We start from the raw sequence: 21574 nt of genomic DNA, 5'->3' as shown, positions 1-21574 counted from the left end.
AAGCAATGAAGTATTTATTACAACTAAGTATTTGTTTGTTATTGGCCGGGGTAGCAATGGCTCAGCAGCATCCCCGCAGGGTGATCGATTTTAACAAGGGATGGCGTTTCCGTTTAGGTGATGCCACCTCCTGGAAGGACAATGCATTTGATGACAAAGGATGGCGGCAGCTGGACCTTCCCCACGACTGGAGCATAGAAGGCGGGTTCGATTCCACCCATCCCGCAGGTAATGCCGGTGGAGCATTGCCCGGAGGAACGGGGTGGTACCGGAAAACGTTTACGCTGGACGGTGGTACGGTTGGGAAGCATATCCGTATAGAATTTGACGGCGTTTACCGAGATGCCGAAGTGTGGATCAATGATCACTATCTTGGCAAATGGCCGTATGGGTATACTTCCTTTGATTATGATCTGACTCCTTATATCCGGCGGGGCCGCCAAAAAAATACCATTGCTGTAAGAGTCGATAACAGTCGCCAGCCCAATTCCAGATGGTATACAGGATCGGGGATTTACAGGGATACCCGGCTGGTGATCACCGAAAAAATAGCCTTTGAACGTTGGGGCACTTTTGTGTATACTACCCGGAATGCCAGGGGGCAGATGGAATTCAATGCCACATCCGAAGTTTTAAATCTTGCAACCCGGAAAGCAAATGTAAAAGTGACCTGTACGCTCGTGGATCCCTCCGGCAGGCAGGTTGCCCTGCTTGATGGTGTACCGGAGGCCGCAACCGGCGGTTTCCGTTTTAAAACAATATTGAAGGATCCTGCATTATGGGCGGTAGCAACACCCAAACTGTATCAAGCAGTGTTTAAAATCTTTGATGGCCTGCGGCAAACAGATGAGTGGGCCACCGCTTTCGGCGTACGCTATTTTTCGTTTGACGCGCAAAAGGGTTTTTCATTGAACGGTATTCCTTTAAAAATAAAGGGAGTATGCATGCATCATGATCTGGGTGCACTGGGTGCAGCCTTTAACCGGTCGGCGGCGCGCCGGCAGCTGCGCATGATGCAGGAGATGGGAGTGAATGCGATCCGTACCGCGCACAACCCGCCGGATCCGCAGTTCCTGGACCTCTGTGATGAAATGGGTTTCCTGGTAATGGATGAATCTTTTGACATGTGGGCAAAGAAGAAGAACAAGTATGATTATTACAGCGATTTCCCGGAATGGCACCGGCGGGATCTGGAGCATATGGTAAAACGCGATCGCAATCATCCAAGCGTGTTTATGTGGAGCATCGGTAACGAAATACGGGAGCAGTTTGATTCAACGGGTATCGCGCTGGCAAAAGAATTAGTGCATATTGTAAAGGCGCTGGATACCACCCGGCCGGTTACCTGTGCCCTGAGTGAGAACAGGCCGGATAAAAATTTTATTTACCAGTCAAAGGCCCTGGATGTGGTGGGATTAAATTATCACATCGAAGCCTATGAGGATTTTCCAAAAAACTATCCCGGCGAAAAATTCATTGCCACCGAAAATGTATCCGGTCTGGCTACCCGCGGGCATTATGACGGACCGGCCGATTCGCTGCGGCTCTGGCCCTCCGGTTCAAAATTTAAATTTGTTGAAAATGGAAACGCGGATTATACGGTTTCGGCCTACGACAATGTAGCAGCTTACTGGGGATCTACACACGAACAAACCTGGCGCATTATAAAAAAGCACGATTATCTATCCGGCCTGTTTGTTTGGTCGGGGTTTGATTTCCTGGGGGAGCCGGTACCGTATCCCTACCCCGCAAGAAGCGCTTATTATGGTATTGTGGACCTGGCTGGTTTTCCCAAAGATGTATACTATATGTACCAGAGCGAGTGGACCAGCAAGCCGGTACTGCATATGGCTCCGCACTGGAACTGGAAAGCGGGGCAAACGGTTGATGTAAAAGTGTATTATAGCCAGGCCGATGAGGCGGAGTTGTTTCTGAACGGCCGTTCCCTGGGTATACAACACAAGAGCGATACGGCCTTCCATGTGCTTTGGCGGGTACCATTTGAACCCGGGGAATTGAAAGTGATATCACGGAAGAACGGGAAAACCGTTCTGGAACGTGCCGTTCGTACCGCTGGTGCTCCGGCTCAGATCGCATTGGAAATAGAAAACCAGGGGTTGCAGCTCAATAAAGACGATCGCGCATTTATAACCATCCGCGTATTGGATAACAACGGAAACCTGGTTCCGGATGCACAGGATGAAGTACGGGTGGCCGGTACAGCCGTTGCAACAGTGGTGGCGATGGACAATGGCTACCAGGCGGAGTTGCGCTCCTTTCAAACCAATCAGCACCGGGTATACAATGGTTTGGGGCTGGCAATATTGAAAGGACTGAAAAAGGGCACGGCCCTTATTACTGTAACATCGCCCGGACTGAAGCCGGCTTCGGTCCGGGTATGGGTAAAGTAAACGCCCGCTGATTTAAAGGAATATATACAGCAGGCCCCGGTGTTTTCCGGGGCCTGCGCTGTTGAGGATCATACAGTTTAGGCGGTTCCGGTTACGCAAACCGTTGCGGAGAATAGGAATATTTTCCAGTTTATTAGTGAAACCGTACATTGCACAGGGCCTTCAGGCGTTTTACTTTTAATGTCAGATTTCAAGGATAAGGATTTCAGCCAAATAGCGATTGTCATGAAGTATTTTTTTTACAGAAAAAACAAGGGCACCTTTACGAAAAGTGTATTAATTGTTGTTTTTACAATTTTTAATTTATCGGTTGTATGCGGGCAGGATGGAAGTGGGGATATGGCCTACCGGCAGGCAATCGGGCAGCGGGCATATAAGATTGTGGCACCGCTGGCACTGAAAGATTCGACCCTGTTTTATAAAGTGAAGGAAACGGTTGCGGCGCAATACATTGCCTTAAGCAAACTCGACGAAAAGCAGGAGGCGGCAGTCCGGATTATTAAGGAGGCCACGGCTGATAAGGCGGCAGTTACACAAAAAATCAATGAAGCAGCGGCTAAAACAGAGGCGGACCGCACTCAGTTGCACAGGCAGTACATTCAAAACCTCGCTGCCCTGCTCACAAAAGAGCAGATCGATGTTATAAAAAACGGGATGACCTATAATGTGCTTCCCATTACCTACAAAGGATATCTGGAGATGATTCCCCGGCTTACAACGGAAGAACAAAAATTTATAATGGAGGCACTTACAGAAGCACGAGAGCATGCCATGGATGCCGGGTCTTCCGAAAAGAAACATGCCTGGTTCGGAAAATATAAGGGCCGTATCAATAACTATCTTTCTTCCAGAGGTTACGATGTAAATAAAGAAAGCAAGGCCTGGCAGGAACGGGTAAAGGCCGGGCAAAAGCAGTAAACAGCAACCAGAACCATAAAATAAAAACAGCAAAGCCATATGTTTTATCAGACTATTTTAAGAGTCGTATTTGTATGCACGATTAGTTGTTGGGGGCTATATGCTAGTGCCCAAACAAAAACAATAACCGGCCAGGTGGTAGATGACTCTACCCGGGAGGCGGTGGCGGGCGTAACCATAAAGGTGAAGAATGCGCCGCAATCCGCCGTATCCAACAGCCAGGGAGGCTTTACCATGAATATACCCGCGGGTGGTGCAACCCTGCAGTATTCGCATATCGGGTATGAATATGGAGAGCTTTATGTAGATCCTTCAACACAGACACCCGTAAAAATTCTTCTGAGGCGTCAGGAGAATAAACTGGATGAAGTAGTGGTGATCGGTTATGGGAGTCAAAAGCGGGAAAACCTTACCGGTTCTGTAGCCACTGTTGACATGGGAAAAATTGCGGATTTTCCGGTAAGCAGTATCGCCGAAGCACTCAAGGGTCAGATACCCGGGTTAAATGTAACCGGTGGTAGTCAGCGGCCGGGGGAGAATGCCACATTAAGTATCCGGCAGAACTTTGGTTTCAGTAAGGATGGTAACAGCCCGATCCCACTGGTGATCATTGATGATATTATCCAGCTGGATCCCAATACAGGTTTGCCAACCCTCGATCAGTTTAATAACCTGGATCCTTCACAAGTGGAAAGTATCACCGTGCTGCGGGACGCGGCGGCCTCTATTTATGGCTCGCGGGCTTCGCAGGGTGCTATTCTTGTGAAAACAAAAAGGGGTAAAATTGGTGCGCCGAAAATATCTTATGCCGGAAAATTCGAATACAATGATGCCGTAAGTTTTGGCAAAACGATGAGTGCCTATGAGTATGGTATTTTTGCGAACCGGTTTGGACGCTCTGCAGGCTGGGCTCCAAATAATTTTTTCGATCCCTCGGAACTGGAGCAATTAAAAACGCTGAATTACGATTGGCTGAAGGAGGCCTGGAAGGCGGGCGGAGCCATGCAGCATTCAGTGGATGTAAGCGGCGGCTCGGAAAGAGCTACTTATTTTGCCGGAGCAAGCTATTATACACAGCAGCCGAATTTAGGCAGTCAGGATTATAATAAATGGTCCTTCAGAACGGGTGTAGACGTTAAAGTGGCCAATAATCTGAAGCTCTCGGCTACGGTGTCTGCCAATAGTTCGGTGGTAGAGAAATCATTTACAAAGATCAGTATCAACGACGGAGCGTATACATCGGGAGCGGAACAAACGGATTATGCGATTTTAGCGCATATGCCTAAATACATTCCCTGGGAATACAGCGTTGGCGGACAAAACTACTTTGTTTCCCCGGCCCTCGGTCCCGCAAAAGCATCATCCACACCAGTAGGGCAGAATAACATTTCAGGTTGGAACTATTTTGCGATGCTTGATAACGGCTCCTTTACGAAGGACGATAACCAGTCTTATGCGGCGAATTTTTCGTTACAATATGATGTGCCCTTTATTAAAGGGCTGTCATTGAAGGGAACCTATGGCCTGAACTATTCTACCTATAATAATGACCAGGCAATGCTGGGCTTGTTGCTGGGGCTTCAGAAAAATACCGATAAAGCCGGAACGCATTTATACGCCGATTCAGCTGCAAACTGGTTTACCGGAATCAATAACAATCGCTCTACCGTGCGTTATTCTGATGTGATCGGTAAAGTGCAGCAGGCAAACTTTTTTATTAATTACGACCGGAAGTTCGGAAAGCACAGCATTTCGGCAATGGTGTCGGCAGAAAAAGGCGTGCAGAACTATGTAAAGAAGTTTATGATTTACGATGTGCCCATTTATGGTGCATATAACGGCTCGTCGCCCTCTGCCGGAACATTGAATATTTCGAACAGCTATGTATACAAAACGGATCTGGGAAGCCTGGGTTATTTAGGCCGTGTGAACTATGATTATGATAACAAGTATCTGTTGCAGTTTGCATTCCGTCAAGATGCATCTGTAAAATTTGCCCCCGAGAATTACTGGGCCTTTTTCCCCAGTGCGTCCGCGGGCTGGATCATATCGCGCGAAAACTGGTTTGCTGATGCGGTTCGTTGGATCGACTTTTTGAAGATCCGGGGTTCTATCGGTAAGTCCGGTAAGGATAACCTGAAAGCCTGGCGCTGGATGCAAACATTCACGTACGCATCGGACAAGGGAATGGTATTTGGGTCAAATGGCGGTACCTTAACCAACGGGTTAACACCGGATGCAACGCCCAACAGGGATGTAAGATGGGATGGCGATATCAAAAAGAATATCGGGGTGGATGTGAATGTGCTTAGAAACCGGTTATCACTGACCTATGACCGCTACTGGGATTATAACTATGATTTATTGATGTCGATGGCCGGAATGGTGGGAGTGCCTATTTCCGTTGGTGGTGGTTTTGCAGAGCAGAATTATGGGATTATAAAGTCGTGGGGTTCTGAACTAAGTGCCACCTGGAAGGATCATGTGGGCGACTTTGGCTATTCGATTGGTATTAATTTCGGAACCAGTGATAATAAAATAAAGAAATGGACGCCGGTTGCTTTTGGGTACCCTGCAAATATTACAAGTATAGAGGGCGGATCTACGATTCTTCCGTCCTGGGGATACCTTGTTTGGAAAGGTACATCTGCCGGAGATGGTCTGTTGCGCACCGATGGAGATATCGATGCTTACTGGCAATACCTGACCGATCGTGCAACGGCCGCCGGTACTACTCCGGCGTATTTTGATATCATCACGAAAGCGGGGCTGAAAAAGGGAATGCTTGCTTACCAGGACCTGGGCGGCCCCCTGGATGCCAATGCCCAAACAATAGCAGGGCCCAATGGCCAGATCAAGGACGATGGACAGGACAAAACGAAATTGGTAAGCAGAAACAGGACACAGGGATTTGTTGCAAACCTGAGTTTTTCATGGAAGGATCTTAGCCTGAGCACGCAGATTGCTACTTCCTGGGGAGGGTATAACAGCATTGATTACATAAAACAACCCACCAGTTCCGGGCAGGTATTTTGGGCAAAAGAATCCTATTTGAACAACATGTATGACAGTACCGATAATGCCAACGGCAGATGGCCGAACGTAGCCTACTACAGCTATAACGGTGTTCAGTCTAACTTCTGGCAAATATCCAATTTCCGGAGTTTTGTACGCAGCCTGGTGATAGGATATACACTTCCGAAAGACTTTGCCCGGAAGCTGAAAATGAGTGCGCTCCGGGTAAGCCTGGCAGGATTCAACCTTTGGGATTTTTACAACCCTTATCCGGACAAATACCGGAATATGTATGATGACCCCAAGGTTTCATATCCTACATTGCGCACCTGGTCGTTTGGAATTAATGCCTCCTTTTAACAGATAATATTCACTTTAGATTTATAAGATCATGAAAAGTATAAAAATCTTCTGTTTCCTAATCGCAGCTTTTGTTCTTGCAGCGGGTTGTAAGAAAAGCTTTCTGGAAGACATGAAAAGCTATGATAAGTATGATGAAAATATTTTCGCCAACGAAACATTGACGGGGTGGTATATTGACCGGCTTTATTATGATTTCTTTTCGGCCTACAAATCGCCCGTGCTCAGTGTGGTGGGGTTATACAACGACACCAGGACGCGGTCTACCGAAGAAATGGGCGGTACTGTAACCGATTATACCAATCCGCAAAAACAGCTTACAGATGCCGCACAGGCCGATGCATATTATGGAAGCCAGCTGGGCGTAAACCCGGCCAACGTACCTTATACGCGTATTAAGAATGCAAATTTCCTGCTGGAGAAGATCGGGGAAAAGGGGCAGGCTTTATCCGATGATTTTAAGAAGAAGGCGAGAGGCCAGATGCTGTTTATGAGGGGGCTGCAGTATTTTGAACTCATGCGTGTATATGGCGGCGTACCGATTGTAACCACTACTGAAAACGCGTCGGCGCTGGATTCTTCAATAAAACATCCCCGCGCCACAACCAGCGAATTGGTAACGCAGATCATTTCCGATTTTGATTCTGCGGCAGCACTGTTACCTGCTGCATGGGGAGCCACTGATTACGGACGTTTTACAAGCGGCGCGGCCCTGGCAATGAAGAGCCGGGTGTTGTTAGCTTATGCCAGCCCCTTATTTAATAAAGACTGGGATAACACGGGTAGTGATCGCTGGCAGAAGGCGCTTGATGCCGGATTGGCAGCCGAAACCGCTTTAACTGCTGCAGGTAAAGGCTTGTATGGAAAAACCGCTAAAGAGTGGAGCGATATGTGGTACATCAATGATACGAAGCTGAATGATAAGGAAGCCATTATTATCCGGTTACTTTCAAACTCAGTGGCCTCCTCGGGTGTGGAGAATAACGGCTGGGAGCGAAGCATCCGCGTTGTTAAACAAACCGGTGCCGGTGGTGTTTCGGCTCCTAAGGAAATGATCGATTTATTCCCGCTGGCAGATGGCTCACGTCCAACGATCGCAAATGGGTATGACTCTTTGCATTTCTTCTTAAACAGGGATCCCCGTTTTTACCGGACGTTTGCATTTTCAGGCAGCCGGTGGCCGTTAAAAGAGGCCGGTAATGATACGATCTGGCTGTACCGTTGGCTGTCTACCGGCAATAAGCAAACATACAGCGACGGCAACCAGGTATCCAGCCCGGCAATCGTCCGTAAAATGTCGAACCTTACAGGAGCGAGCACCGCAGCCGGGTTGGCGTATTCCGGTACGGATATTTTTGAATACCGGTATGCAGAACTATTACTCAACATTGCCGAATGTTACGCCGCAAAAGGCGATGTTGGCAACGCGGTCATATACCTGGGCAAAATAAGGGAACGGGTAGGAATACCATCCGCAAATAATTTTGGATTAGGCACACCCGCCGGTAAATATGCGGCTATTGAAGCCTGCTTGTACGAGCGCCGGGTAGAACTGGCCTACGAAGGCAAACGTTTCTGGGATGCGCAGCGTTGGTTACTATATGATGGGGGTACACCGCTGGGTGAAAATACCTGTGTCAAGCTGGGCATCAATCCCATTAACGGAACGGCGCGTACCGGCAGGCTGTGGCAGTATAAGACTGTGTTGTCCAATACAGCGGACCCCTTGCTGGGTACCCGTACGGCCATACTTTGTGATCCGGATGCTGCCAACTTTACAACACAGTTGAACAATTTGAAAACATTTTTTGATAATAATCTGCAGGTGGTAAGCACCGATCAGCCCATGGATAAAGACGCATCCAATAATCCGTTGTCTATTAATTTTCGGTCTAACTATTATATATCCGGGTTAACAGCAACTATTTTAAGCAATAACCCCTGGCTGAAACAAACCATAGGCTGGAAAGATTATAATAATGCTGCGGGAACATTTGATTATAGAGAGTAACGGAAAGCGGCTTTGCAGGACCGGCATCTGTTTGAAATGGATGCCAGGTTCTCACACGATGTGCGTTCAGCAGGCGGCCGTATTTTTAAAAGTATTTTATACAATTATTTTAAAGGGTTCCATAAGTATTTTTATAAAAAAACGTCTGATAAATAAATAATCGATAACCAGGATCTTAAAAACAGGAGGATGAAATTTATAAATTTAGCAAGTGTGTTGGTGGCCTGCTGTATGGCTTCAGTAACGTATGCTCAGTACCCCAAAATACCGCAGGAAGACCAGGCACGCTCCAAGGCATTGCTGGAAGGAGCCGAAAAGCATTCGGATTCTATGTGGGCAATGGCCTATCCCATTATACAAAAAGAAGCGCGGGAAGGCCGGCCTTATATTCCGTGGGCATCCCGGTATGATGAATTGCCGCATGCGGAGCTTCCCGCATTTCCGGGAGCCGAGGGAGGAGGCAAGTTTGTAAGAGGCGGTCGTGGCGGTCGTGTCATTGTGGTTACAAATCTCAATGACGACGGTCCCGGAAGTTTCCGCTGGGCCTGCGAACAGGGTGGGGCCCGGGTAGTGGTGTTTAATGTGGCGGGTATCATTCGCCTGAAGTCTCCCGTTATTGTAAGAGCTCCCTATATCAGCATCTATGGTCAAACGGCTCCGGGTGATGGAATTTGTATAGCCGGAGAAACGGTGTGGATCAATACCCATGATGTGATCATCCGTTACATGCGTTTCCGGCGTGGGGAAACCTGGGTGGGCAGAAGGGATGATGCCATCGGAGGCAACCCTATTGGCAATATCATGATCGATCACGTATCCGCTACCTGGGGATTGGATGAAAACATGAGTATGTACCGTCACATGTACAACGATAGCACCGGCAAGATCGAGGATAAGTTTGGAACAGTGAATATCACCATTCAAAACTCCATCTTCGGGGAATCACTGGATACCTGGAATCATGCATTCGGAAGTACGCTGGGAGGAGAGAATTGCAGTTTTATGCGGAACCTTTGGGCCAACAATACGGGGCGCAATCCTTCAGTAGGCTGGAACGGGATCTTCAATTTTGTAAACAATGTGGTGTTTAACTGGGTGCACCGTTCTATTGACGGGGGTGATTACCGCGCGCAGTTCAATATTATCAACAACTATTTTAAACCGGGTCCGGCTACACCAAAGGATAATAACGTGGGTCACCGGATCTTAAAACCGGAAAGCGGCCGCAGCAAATTAGCGTATAAAGTATATGGGCGCGCCTATGTGAACGGGAACGTGATGGAAGGCTATCCGGAGGTAACCAAAGACAACTGGAATGGCGGTGTTCAGGTGGAAGAAGAAAAGAATACCGGCGCATACACCGATTATATCAGGCAGTCAAAACCACTGATCATGCCGGCGCTCACTATCCTGGATGCGCAAACCGCCAAGAACTATGTACTGGCCAATGCCGGTGCTACATTGCCGAAGCGCGATGCGGTGGATGCACGGATTGTAAAACAGGTGGAGACGGGTAAGATCAATAATGTGCCCACCTGCCCGCTACCTACAACACAGTTTGAGCATAGAAGACTTCCCATCGACTCTTACAAGATCGGAATTATTACCGATCCCTGTCAGGCCGGCGGATATCCGGAATATAAAGGAACAGCGTATAAGGATTCCGACAATGATGGCATGCCCGATGATTATGAAAGAAAGGCAGGGCTGAATCCCAATAACGCTTCCGATGCGCAGATCATTGCCAAGAACGGCTATAGCAATATTGAAAACTACCTGAACAGTGTGGTGAATATTAAGAATGTGGTGCCTGCGAAATAGCGGTTCTGAGGATCGCATAATGTTTGAACAAATGAACTCCTGGTTGGGCAAGCGAAATAAGGGGAGTGCGCTGTCCGGAGGCCAGTATAGAAGTGAGGTCATGGCGCGTTTTTAGGCCTGAGCGATGAAGCGATGACAGATCTTTTCGGTACCCTGAGTATATCATTTGCGTTGCAAAATCAATAGGGCCATGACAAACCTGTTTTTGGTCATCCTGTCCCGACAAGTCGGGATTGTTTCAGGATCCGAGTAAATCTTACATAGATGCCGAAACAAGTTCGGCATGACTAACGTGTGATTTATTCCCAATATACAGGCAACCTGTCATTGGTAACTTGTTTCAGGGGCTGCCAAATGCATCCTTATAGAGGCTGAATAGTGCTGATCCGCCTGAAGTGGCCGGCACAATTAGAATATTTGCAGTTTTCATTTACAACGTAATCTATCATTGGCAGCTGGATGAACCATCATTCTGCTTCCAGGCACATGGTTCATGTTTCCGCGAACCGGTTATTCAAATAAATCATTACATGAAAAAAAAGTGGATCTATCTGTTGGGTTTTATAAATGCATTTGGCTTGCAACAGGCAGTCGCCCAATACCCCGTTATTCCGAAATCTATGGAAGATTCCGCGGAAGCGGTGATGGCCGGGTACCGCAAATTATCCGATGCCGCCTGGCAAAAGGCACTACCGGTTGTTGAAGCCGATGCAAAACAAGGCAAGCCCTTTGTACCCTGGGCATCAACATCCACAGACCTGATAAAAGCAACACTACCTGCTTTTCCGGGCGCTGAAGGAGGTGGTGCTTATACTCCTGGCGGACGGGGAGGTAACGTATTCGTAGTAACCAACCTGAATGATAGCGGCCCCGGCAGTTTCCGCTGGGCTTGTGAGCAGGGTGGTGCGCGGATCATTGTATTTAACGTGGCCGGTATCATCCGGTTGAAAAGCCCTGTAAATATCCGCGCGCCGTATATTACCATCATGGGACAAAGCGCACCGGGCGACGGGGTTTGTATTGCCGGCGAATCGCTACTCATCGATACACATGATGTCATCATCCGCTTTATGCGATTCCGGCGGGGTGCCACAGAAGTGACCCGCCGCGATGACGGACTGGGGGGCAATCCCGTGGGGAATATCATCATTGATCATGTGTCTGCCAGCTGGGGGCTGGATGAAAATATGAGCATCTACCGGCATGTATATGATCGGAAGGCCGATGGCAAAGGAGAGAAGCTGCCCACGGTAAATGTAACCATTCAGAATTCGATTTTTTCGGAAGCACTGGACACGTATAACCATGCGTTTGGCAGCACCATCGGCGGGCGTAACAGCACGTTTATGCGCAACCTTTGGGCCAATAATGTAGCCAGAAATCCATCGGTAGGCATGGATGGCGATTTTGGTTTTGTCAATAATGTGATCTTTAACTGGTGGAACCGCAGTGCGGACGGCGGTGATAATAAATCGCTGTATAATTTTATCAACAACTATTACAAACCGGGTCCCATTACTCCGAAAGACCGGCCGATCGGCTACCGGATTCTGAAACCCGAATCGGGCAGGGCATTCAAAGATAGCCTGGTGTTTGGTAAAGCCTACGTGAATGGAAATATTGTTGACGGCAATGAGCGGGTAACAAAGGATAACTGGGATGGTGGTGTGCAACTGGAAGATGTAAAAGACGCCGCAACATACCTGCAGCAGATTAAGGTTGACCGGCCTTTTCCCATTGCTGAATTTCCGGTACTGCCAGCTGCAGACGCATACGGTTATGTATTGCAAAATGCGGGCGCACTGCTGCCGGTACGGGATGCCGTGGACAAACGGATCGTAGAAGACGTGCGTACCGGAACGATTACGTATAGCCCGGACGCGCACATGGCCCCCGTATCAAAATATCTCAAACGCCGGCTGCCTGCGGATTCTTATAAGAACGGTATTATTTCCGATATCGCCCAGGTAGGCGGTTATCCTGACTATAAAGGAGCACCTTATAAAGATTCAGATAACGATGGCATACCGGATGCCGTTGAAAAAAAGCTGGGGCTGAACCCGCGGAATCCGGCTGATGCCACTGCCATTACAAAGAATGGTTACAGCAATATTGAAAACTATCTGAACGGTATTGTGGCATTGAAAACGGTAACGCCGGAGAACGGGAAACCCCTGTCTTCGTTTAAATAGAAAAATAGGGGATAGGATTCATGGATGTAATCGGGTACCTGAAATAGGGATGATCTAAAAAGTCCTTTTATAACGTATTGTCATTCTGAACTTGTTTCAGAATCTATTGGCACCCTGGTTTTATTTTGGATGCTGAAATAAATTCAGTATGAAAAAAGAGACTTTTTAGACGTTCTGCAATTCTTCTCTGTATATAGTAGTTTTGTGGAGTGACGATAAATTTACAAAAATGAGATTTTGCTTATCTGTTTTATTGAGTTGTGTATTTGTTGCAGCAAACGCTCAGAAGCCGAAGCCGCCAAAACCGGTATTGCCGGTGTCCATAGAAAAAGGCCAACTCATTTATAATGCAGATTCCACAACAGGAGATCGTATCCCGGATTATTCGTATTGTGGTTACAAGGCATCAGAAGCAGCTATTCCCCTGGTTCCGGTTAAGGCTACGGTTCCGGTTGCAACAGGTGATGCCACGGGGCTTATCCAGGCCGCCATTGATTATGTAGCTACGCTTCGTCCGGATAAAGATGGGTTCCGGGGAACCGTATTACTTCAAAAAGGAACATATGAAGTAGCCGGACAGCTGGTCATCCGTCAACCGGGTATAATACTGCGTGGCACAGGATCTGCCGGCGAAACGGTTTTGCTGGGAACAGGCTTTAGTCGTGATGCGCTGATACGTGTGGCGGGCAAGAATGATAAGATATCCGGGGCAACAATACCCGTTACCCAGGATTATGTACCGGTAAATGCCACGGTACTTACGGTTGCTGATGGAAATAGTTTTAAAGCAGGTAATCGTGTGGAGATCCGGCGTCCTTCCACCACAGAATGGATCGATGCGCTGGGCACGCGTAGCTTTGGAGGTGGCCTGTCGGCCCTGGGGTGGAAACCCGGCGACGCGGACCTGGTATTTGAAAGAACGATTACTGCCGTTAAAAGAAATACGCTCACCCTGGACGTGCCATTGACAAATTCCCTCGATAAAAAATACGGAGCCGGTACAGTAACTGTTGCCTCCTGGCCGGGAAGGATCAGCCATGTTGGAATCGAGAACCTGTCTCTCGTTTCTGCGTTTAATAAAAAGAAACCCAAGGATGAAGACCATCGCTGGATGGCCATTACTATGGAGCACGTAGAAGATGCCTGGGTCCGCCAGGTTTCCTTTACACATTTTGCGGGTTCTGCTGTGTACCTGCTGGAGTCGGCACGACGCATTACCGTGGAAGATTGTATTTCAACCGAACCGGTTTCGGAGATCGGCGGACAACGGCGGTATACATTTTTTACACGCGGTCAGCAAACCCTGTTCCAGCGCTGTTATGCGGCCAATGGGTATCATGATTTTTCAGTAGGACATACCGTAGCAGGCCCTAATGCGTTTGTGCAATGCATGTCGGAACGGCCATATAATTTCTCCGGTGCAATCGATAAATGGGCTTCCGGAGTGTTGTTTGATGTGGTGTCGGTGGACGGGAATGCGATCCGGTTTGGTAACCGTGGCCAGGACGGTCAGGGTGCGGGATGGGCGACAGCAAATAGTTTGTTATGGAACTGCTCGGCAGCACGCATCGACTGTTACAAACCGCCAACAGCACAAAACTGGGCGTTGGGCTCCTGGAGCCAGTTTGCCGGCGATGGCTACTGGGGCGAATCGAATAACCATCTCACACCAAGAAGCTTTTATTATACACAATTGCAGGAACGTCTGGGCAAACCCAGCCCGCAGCAATCGTTTATTTTAGAAATCGGAACAGAGGCCTCCAGCAGTCCTTCGGTTGATGTAGCGCAGGCACTCACCAAAGAGGCCACGCAGCCAAAGGTGCAACTGATCGACTGGATCAGAGCTGCCTCAAAACACCATCCGATCGTTGCGGATGCAAAAGGAGCAAAGATCATCAACAAGGCTTCAACAGGCGGCTGGTCTGTTTTTCCTCCTGCCGTTCAGATGAAGAATGGCTGGCTGGTGGGAATATCCGGTAACATACTTACAGGAGCGATACAGGAAGTACCCTGGTGGAATGGTGGTGTGGAAGGTAAGGACCTGGAGCAGGCGGCAAAAAAACTGGCGATCACCCGCTTTGTACCAGGACGCGTAGGGCCGGGGCTTACCGATGATCTCGAAGCCGTAGTCGATTCGATGAAAGCCGGGAATATTGTGGGTTTGAACCAGCATTATGGTTTATGGTACGAGCGACGCAGGGACGACCACGAGCGGATCCGGAGAATGGATGGGGAAGTATGGCCACCGTTTTATGAACTGCCTTTTGCGCGGAGCGGCATTGATACGGCCTGGGATGGTTTAAGTAAATACGATCTTACGGCATACAACTCCTGGTACTGGAGCCGGTTGCGTGAATTTGCAACATTGGCGGGGTTGAATGGATTGGTGCTGATTCATCAGAACTATTTTCAGCATAATATTATTGAAGCGGGCGCCCACTATGCCGATTTTCCCTGGCGTACAGCCAATAATATCAATAATACGGGCTTCAACGAACCTGTAAACTTTGCGGGCGACAAACGTATTTTTTATGCGGAACAGTTTTATGATCTGTCGAACCCGGAGAGACGAGCGCTGCACAAACGCTACATCCAGCAATGCTTCCGGAACTTTGCAGATAATGCCAATGTGATCCAGTTTATTGGGGAGGAGTTTACAGGACCCTTGCATTTTGTAAAATTCTGGCTGGATTGTATTCAGGAAATGCCCGACAAAAAAATGTATCAAAATAAAATCGGCCTCAGTGTAACAAAAGATGTACAGGACGCCATTTTAAAGGATCCGAAATATGCATCGGCGATAAATGTGATCGATATCAAATACTGGCATTATCAGGCAGACGGATCTGTGTATGCACCGGAGGGCGGGAAAAACCTGGCGCCGCGTCAGTGGGCGCGCTTACTAAAACCGAAGGCCAGCTCTTTTGAGCAGGTGTACCGCGCGGTAAAAGAATACCGGTTGAGCTATCCGGACAAGGCGGTCATGTATTCTGCCGATGGTGCCGATAAATTTGGCTGGGCCGTGTTTATGGCCGGTGGTTCATTGCCATTACTGCCCGCTACAGCTGATAGAGAATTACTGAAGGCTGCGGCAGCAATGCATCCTACTGCTTCGGACGGGTTTGTATTGCAGAGCGCAAAGGGGATGATCGTTTATGCAACACAGGGTAATAAAGTTCCGGTGGATCTGAAGGGCATCATCGGAAAAGTAACACTTCATTATTTCAGCGCAAAGACCGGGCAGGTCATAAAAACGGAACCCTTCACCGCAACAGGAACCGTCCAATCGTTTGAGCTTCCGGAAGGGGCCGCATTGCTTTGGATCAGTAAGTGATCAGGACAAAGCGCTTATTGCTTCAATTGGCTGTTTTTTTTGGCGCTGATCAACAATTGAGGTTTACTATCAAGATGTCAGGACGAGCGCTGCCTTAAGCTTACCTGTCACTTGCGTCATCCCCGCCACCAAAAAACACCATTCAGTTTTTCCAGGCTAGCGAAATGCACTCGGTAAAGGCCATCGGCTGGGCATTCTTACAATTCCGGAATTTATTCGGAGGAGTTATAACATCCTGCAGCGCCCAGGAGTGCCATCGGCACGGCCCATTGGGATACCTGCATGTTCCACCAGTCTCCCTTTCCCCCATGCTCATACTATAAGAGTAACCAGAGCAGGCAAGTGCTGCGCAATGCTCGCTGTGGTTGCAGCAAACAGCTTTATTACATAGCATACTTACAGGATGGAATATCTTTCTAAACTACTGGAAATATTTACCGGCCGTCCGGTTTTATCCGTCATCCGGTCTATCTTTATTAGGTCGCTGTTAAGCACCATAAATGTTTGTCTTTTTTGATTGCAATGTTTAACAGCTGGTATCATCGAATGCCTTGTTGTTATGAGTAGATTATTTTACATGTTGGTTTTTCTTTTGACTGGATGGGGTTTTCCGACTGGTGTATATGCACAGGCGTTGCCGCCGCTGAAGCTATCGGATAATCACCGTTTTTTTCAAACCGCAGACGGGAAGCCTTTCTTCTGGTTAGGTGATACGGGATGGTTACTGTTTGTACGCTTAACCCGTGAAGAGGCGATCGCTTATTTAGATGCACGGAAGCAGCAAGGTTTTAATGTGATCCAGGTAATGGTGTTGCATGATGTAAAAAATGCCCGGAATGTGTATGGAGATGATGCCATTGAAGATGGGAATGTATCCAAACCCGTTACAACGCCGGGTGCAGATCCAGCCGATGCTACGGCCTACGATTTTTGGGATCATGTAGATTTTGTGATCCGTGAGGCAGCCAGGCGCGGACTCTATATGGCACTGGTGCCGGTTTGGGGCAGCAATGTAAAAGAGGGGCGGGTTACTGCTGCGCAGGCATCCGTATTTGCAAGGTTTCTGGCGGAGCGGTATAAACACCAATCGAATATTATCTGGCTGAATGGGGGCGATATAAAAGGTACCGATGGCCTGGATGTTTGGAATACGATCGGATCAACCATTAAAAAACAGGATCCCGGCCATTTGATGACCTTCCATCCCCGTGGGCGCTATACTTCGTCGGATTGGTTTCATCAGGCCGCCTGGCTCGACTTTAATATGTTTCAAAGCGGCCACCGCACCTATGCACAGGATACCAGTGTGAGTGAGATGCATCATTTTGGAGAGGATAACTGGAAATACGTTGATGTAGATTATCGGCTGAAGCCGGTAAAGCCCACACTGGATGGAGAACCTTCTTATGAAAATATTCCGCACGGATTGCACGACAGTCTGCAACCACGATGGAAGGCAGCCGATTTGCGTCGGTATGCTTACTGGAGCGTTTTTGCTGGAGGAGCAGGCTTTACTTATGGTGAGAATGCCGTGATGCAGTTCAATAGAAAGGGATTTAAGGGAGCAAACTACGGGGTAACGCAAGACTGGGCACAAGCCGTTCATGCCCCCGGCGCAGAACAGATGCAGTTTGTCAAAGCGCTGCTATTGGCGTATGATTATTATAGTCGTGTTCCGGCACAGGAAATTCTTGTTGATAATAAGGGACCGCGTTATGATCGTTTGCTGGCTACAAAAGGAAAGGGGTATGCGATGGTATACACATACAGCGGGAAACCATTCAAGGTAAATCTTTCAAAACTGGGTTTTAAACCGGCAAAAGCAAAATGGTTTTATCCGGCAAACGGGGAATATGCGCCGGTAAAGTTAAGCCGGCCGGCCGGTGTGGTATCATTTGCCCCCCCCGGGGCAAAGACAGATGCAGAAGGTACAGACCGGGTGCTGGTATTGGAGGAGTAGTATAGAAGTGAATTCTATTTTCGAGGTCGTGCTGAATTTATTTCAGCATCTAATATTTTATCAATCATTTGACCTTGAAGCAAGTTGCCAATGACAAATGATATGAAGTACGGGTAATTGATCAAGTTCTTTTTTTCTTTTTCCACTTTTTCTTGGACAAAAAGTGGAGCAAAAGTCAAGGTCAAACGAATGCTCCGCCGTTTGACCGGCCACGCACAGCAGACCCGAATCGAAAAGCAACATCTCTTCTACCCCGAAGGAGTTGGTTGAAGATCTTGATGCCTGATTGTTGTGCAGCCGTTATTGCGCTGCTTTTTTACGGGCAGGGTTACTCGTTGAAAAAAGATCCATTACGTAAAAAAGAGGCGCTGCGAAACTTTTTGATGGCAGCAGCTGCTGCTATTCCGTTCCGGAGTAATGATAGAAAAAGCCTACCCGATGAAAACGAAACAAAAAGGTGAGCCTGTTCTTTCTTAGAAGGTTGTCCGCCGGGCAGTGAAAAGGGAAATCAAACGGAATGGCGGCGGCGGATAGCCAGGCAGGTGTGTGGCCCGTCGCCAATGCCTGAAGTGCCGGTTTACCTGGTCCTGCCCCCTGGCGAAGAATAAACAGGCGGGATTCACCTCCTGGCGGACGATCCCGATAAATCGGGATTTGCTCCACTTTTCATCGACTGGAAAAGTGGAAAAGAAAAAAAATAAAAGAATCAAAAAGAAAAAAGCATTTAATGCGGGAGGCAAAATAAAAGAATTGAAAAGATCGTTATTCATACTTATTGTAATCATTATGCTAGGCTCCTGCTCCAACCGGGCCTACCTCTTCACGTCCTTTCATGAGCCTGCGGATGCCGGTCTGCGGATGCTGTACAGTTATGATGGTTATCACTGGATGGATTTTGATACGGTTTTTCTGAAGCCCGTCATAGGTCAGCAAAAAGTAATGCGCGACCCCTCAATGGTGCAGGGACCGGATGGCGTCTTTCACCTGGTTTGGACGAGCAGTTGGAGGGGCGATAAAGGATTTGGATATGCTTCCTCCAAAGACCTGGTGCATTGGAGCCCGCAACAATTCGTTCCGGTGATGGAACAGGAACCCACAACCGTGAATGTATGGGCACCGGAATTGTTTTATGATGATGCCGCAAAAAATTACAAAATCATCTGGGCCAGCACCATTCCCGGTCGTTTTGAGCGGGGAGCAGAGGAGGATAGTAATAACCACCGGATGTATATGACCACCACAAAGGACTTTAAAACATTTACGCCTTCAAAACTGTTCCTGGATCCAGGTTTTAGCGTGATCGATGCAGTGATCGTTAAAAAACAGAAGAAGGATTACGTACTGGTGTTAAAGGACAATACAAGGCCAGAACGGAACCTGAAGGTAGCTTTTTCAAATACTTCAGAAGGGCCCTGGCAAAATGTATCCAAGCCGTTCTCCGGCAACTTTACCGAGGGGCCTTCGGTAGTGAAAGTAAAGGACCGGTGGCTCATCTATTATGATTCATATCGTAAAAAGATCTACGAGGTAAAAGCAACAAAGGATTTTCATTATTTTGAAGATGTTACCGCCCATGTACATGTGCCGGAAGGGCATAAGCATGGCACAATTGTGCCGGTAAAGAAAAAGATAGTACGGCAATTAGTTAAACAATTTAAAAAGTGAAAACATATAACCCAGGATTTTAATCCTGCGGAACAAAGAGTAGCATGCAATTGAAACATTATATAACAGCGTTTTTCGTATTAACCGGATGCCTCCTGCAGGCACAACAGGACACGATCCGTTATACGGGCGAAACCTTATCCAATGTGGATTATCATCACGGGCAGTTGACACCGGCCGTGGGTGTGCACAATATACAGGTGTTTCGTGCCAACCGGCAGCACCCGGAATGGGCGGGCGGCATGAACTGGACCTACAATCACCAGCCCATGCTGGTGAGCTGGAACAACACCTTCTATCTTCATTTTTTAAGCGATCCGGTAGGGGAACATGTGGCTCCGGGAGCTACCTTCCTGGTTACCTCAAAAGATGGTTATCAGTGGTCGGCTCCGGTAACGCTTTTCCCGGAATACAAGCTGCCCGAAGGCTTTGTAAAGGAAGGTCGTACCGAAGTGGCACACAACAGTTTTGCCGTAATGCACCAGCGGATCGGCTTTTATGTTTCCAAAGAACAACGGTTGTTTGCACTCGGCTTTTACGGGATCGCCCTGGGGCCAAAAGATGATCCCAACGACGGCAATGGCGTAGGAAGGGTGATCCGGGAAATAAAGAAAGACGGCAGCTTTGGTTCCATCTATTTTCTGCGATACAACCACCGTTTCAGCGAAAAGAATACCAATTTCCCGTTTTATAAAAAGGCAAAGGATAAGGGATTGATCGCGGCTTGTGAAGAGATCCTGGCTACACCGCTGCTGATGCAGCAGATGGTGGAGGAAGCCGACCGTAACGATCCGCTGATCCCGTTGAAAAAAGATTATAAAGCCTTCAACTACTATCATCTGCAGGACGGACGCGTGGTAGGGCTTTGGAAGTATGCATTGACCAGCATCAGCAGCAATGAAGGGAAGACCTGGGAATACATGCCTACACGCGCACCCGGATTTGTAAATGCCAATGCAAAGATCTGGGGACAAAGAACAGGCGATGGTAAATACATAACGGTATACAATCCTTCGGAATTTCGCTGGCCCCTGGCGTTATCGGTGAGTGATGATGGCCTGCATTATAAGAACCTGCTGCTGGTGAATGGCGAGATCACATCGCTCCGGTATGGCGGAGCCTATAAAAGCTATGGACCGCAATATGTACGGGGCATACAGGAAATAAACGGCAAAGCCCCGGAAGATCGTATATGGGTGAGCTATAGCATGAATAAAGAAGATATCTGGGTGGCAAAAATCCCGGTTCCGGTAACAAGTGAAGTGACAGCTGATGTGGCGGACGATTTTGATGCATTGAAGCCGGGCGATGAATTGCAGCGCTGGAATGTGTACAGCCCGCTATGGGCGCCGGTTGCCATCGAAATGCTGAATGGCAAAAAAGTATTGGCGCTTATGGATTATGATCCGTTTGATGTGGCGAAAGCCGAACGGGTAGTGCCGGAAGCTGCAAAAATGAAACTGGAGTTTAGTGTAACGCCGGGGCAAACTACAAATGGCCGGCTGGATATTGAATTGCAGGATGCAAAAAATACGGCCGCTGTGCGGATCTCCTTTGATTCGACCGGAGCCATCATTACAAAGGCGGGCTACCGGGACCGGGGGCTGGCAAGTTATGAAGCCGGAAAGACCTATGATTTTGTGATTGAACTGGATGCGGAAAAACGATTTTATACCGTGTCGGTCAATGGAGGTAAACCGGTGAACGGTATTTTCTTTGCGCCGGTACATAAAATCCATCACGTTACCTTCAGAACAGGACCGGTGCGAAGATTTCCTGATGCCGATACACCCACGGACCAGGATTACGATCTGCCCGGGGCAGGAGAAAAAGATAAGAAGGCCGTTTACCGGATCGGGTATTTCAGAACAGCAAAACAATAGCGGC

General features: G+C 48.1%; 10 protein-coding genes. All 10 read left to right on the top strand.

Translation table 11 applies throughout. The annotated features are described in order from the left end of the window. Window positions 1-5: 5 nt before the first annotated feature. The 10 genes from LQ567_RS09915 (at window position 6) to LQ567_RS09870 (ending at window position 21570) form a co-directional block, all read left to right on the top strand. Entirely contained in the window at window positions 6-2411 is a 2406-nt protein-coding gene (locus LQ567_RS09915) for a glycoside hydrolase family 2 TIM barrel-domain containing protein (RefSeq protein WP_231004348.1), read from the top strand. Window positions 2412-2636: 225 nt separating this feature from the next. After that, on the top strand, window positions 2637-3329 hold the full coding sequence (locus tag LQ567_RS09910) for a DUF3826 domain-containing protein (RefSeq protein ID WP_231004347.1): 693 nt from the start codon (window positions 2637-2639) through the stop codon (window positions 3327-3329). A 39-nt stretch (window positions 3330-3368) separates the two neighbouring features. After that, on the top strand, window positions 3369-6704 hold the full coding sequence (locus tag LQ567_RS09905) for a SusC/RagA family TonB-linked outer membrane protein (RefSeq protein ID WP_231004346.1): 3336 nt from the start codon (window positions 3369-3371) through the stop codon (window positions 6702-6704). A 112-nt stretch (window positions 6705-6816) separates the two neighbouring features. Continuing rightward, a complete protein-coding gene (locus LQ567_RS09900; RefSeq protein WP_231004345.1) occupies window positions 6817-8715 on the top strand; it encodes a RagB/SusD family nutrient uptake outer membrane protein in 1899 nt (632 codons plus the stop codon). 189 nt (window positions 8716-8904) lie between these two features. Continuing rightward, window positions 8905-10536: a polysaccharide lyase gene (locus LQ567_RS09895; RefSeq protein WP_231004344.1), complete on the top strand. Its 1632-nt coding sequence runs from the start codon at window positions 8905-8907 to the stop codon at window positions 10534-10536. A gap of 530 nt (window positions 10537-11066) precedes the next feature. After that, window positions 11067-12728, top strand: a complete 1662-nt coding sequence (locus LQ567_RS09890) for a polysaccharide lyase domain-containing protein (RefSeq protein ID WP_231004343.1) — start codon at window positions 11067-11069, stop codon at window positions 12726-12728. 229 nt (window positions 12729-12957) lie between these two features. Beyond that, window positions 12958-16062: a DUF6298 domain-containing protein gene (locus tag LQ567_RS09885; RefSeq protein WP_231004342.1), complete on the top strand. Its 3105-nt coding sequence runs from the start codon at window positions 12958-12960 to the stop codon at window positions 16060-16062. 559 nt (window positions 16063-16621) lie between these two features. Continuing rightward, entirely contained in the window at window positions 16622-18022 is a 1401-nt protein-coding gene (locus LQ567_RS09880) for a glycoside hydrolase family 140 protein (protein ID WP_231004341.1), read from the top strand. A 681-nt stretch (window positions 18023-18703) separates the two neighbouring features. Next, window positions 18704-19687 (top strand): glycoside hydrolase family 43 protein, encoded by a 984-nt coding sequence (locus LQ567_RS09875; protein WP_231004340.1) that lies wholly within the window; start codon window positions 18704-18706, stop codon window positions 19685-19687. 44 nt (window positions 19688-19731) lie between these two features. Further along, entirely contained in the window at window positions 19732-21570 is a 1839-nt protein-coding gene (locus LQ567_RS09870) for an exo-alpha-sialidase (RefSeq protein ID WP_231004339.1), read from the top strand. Window positions 21571-21574: the final 4 nt, after the last annotated feature.

The organism is Niabella pedocola (assembly GCF_021044425.1).
Taxonomy (GTDB): Bacteria; Bacteroidota; Bacteroidia; order Chitinophagales; family Chitinophagaceae; genus Niabella; species Niabella pedocola.
The sequence above is the reverse complement of the archived record's forward strand: the minus strand, read 5'-3'. Positions and strand labels throughout refer to the sequence as shown.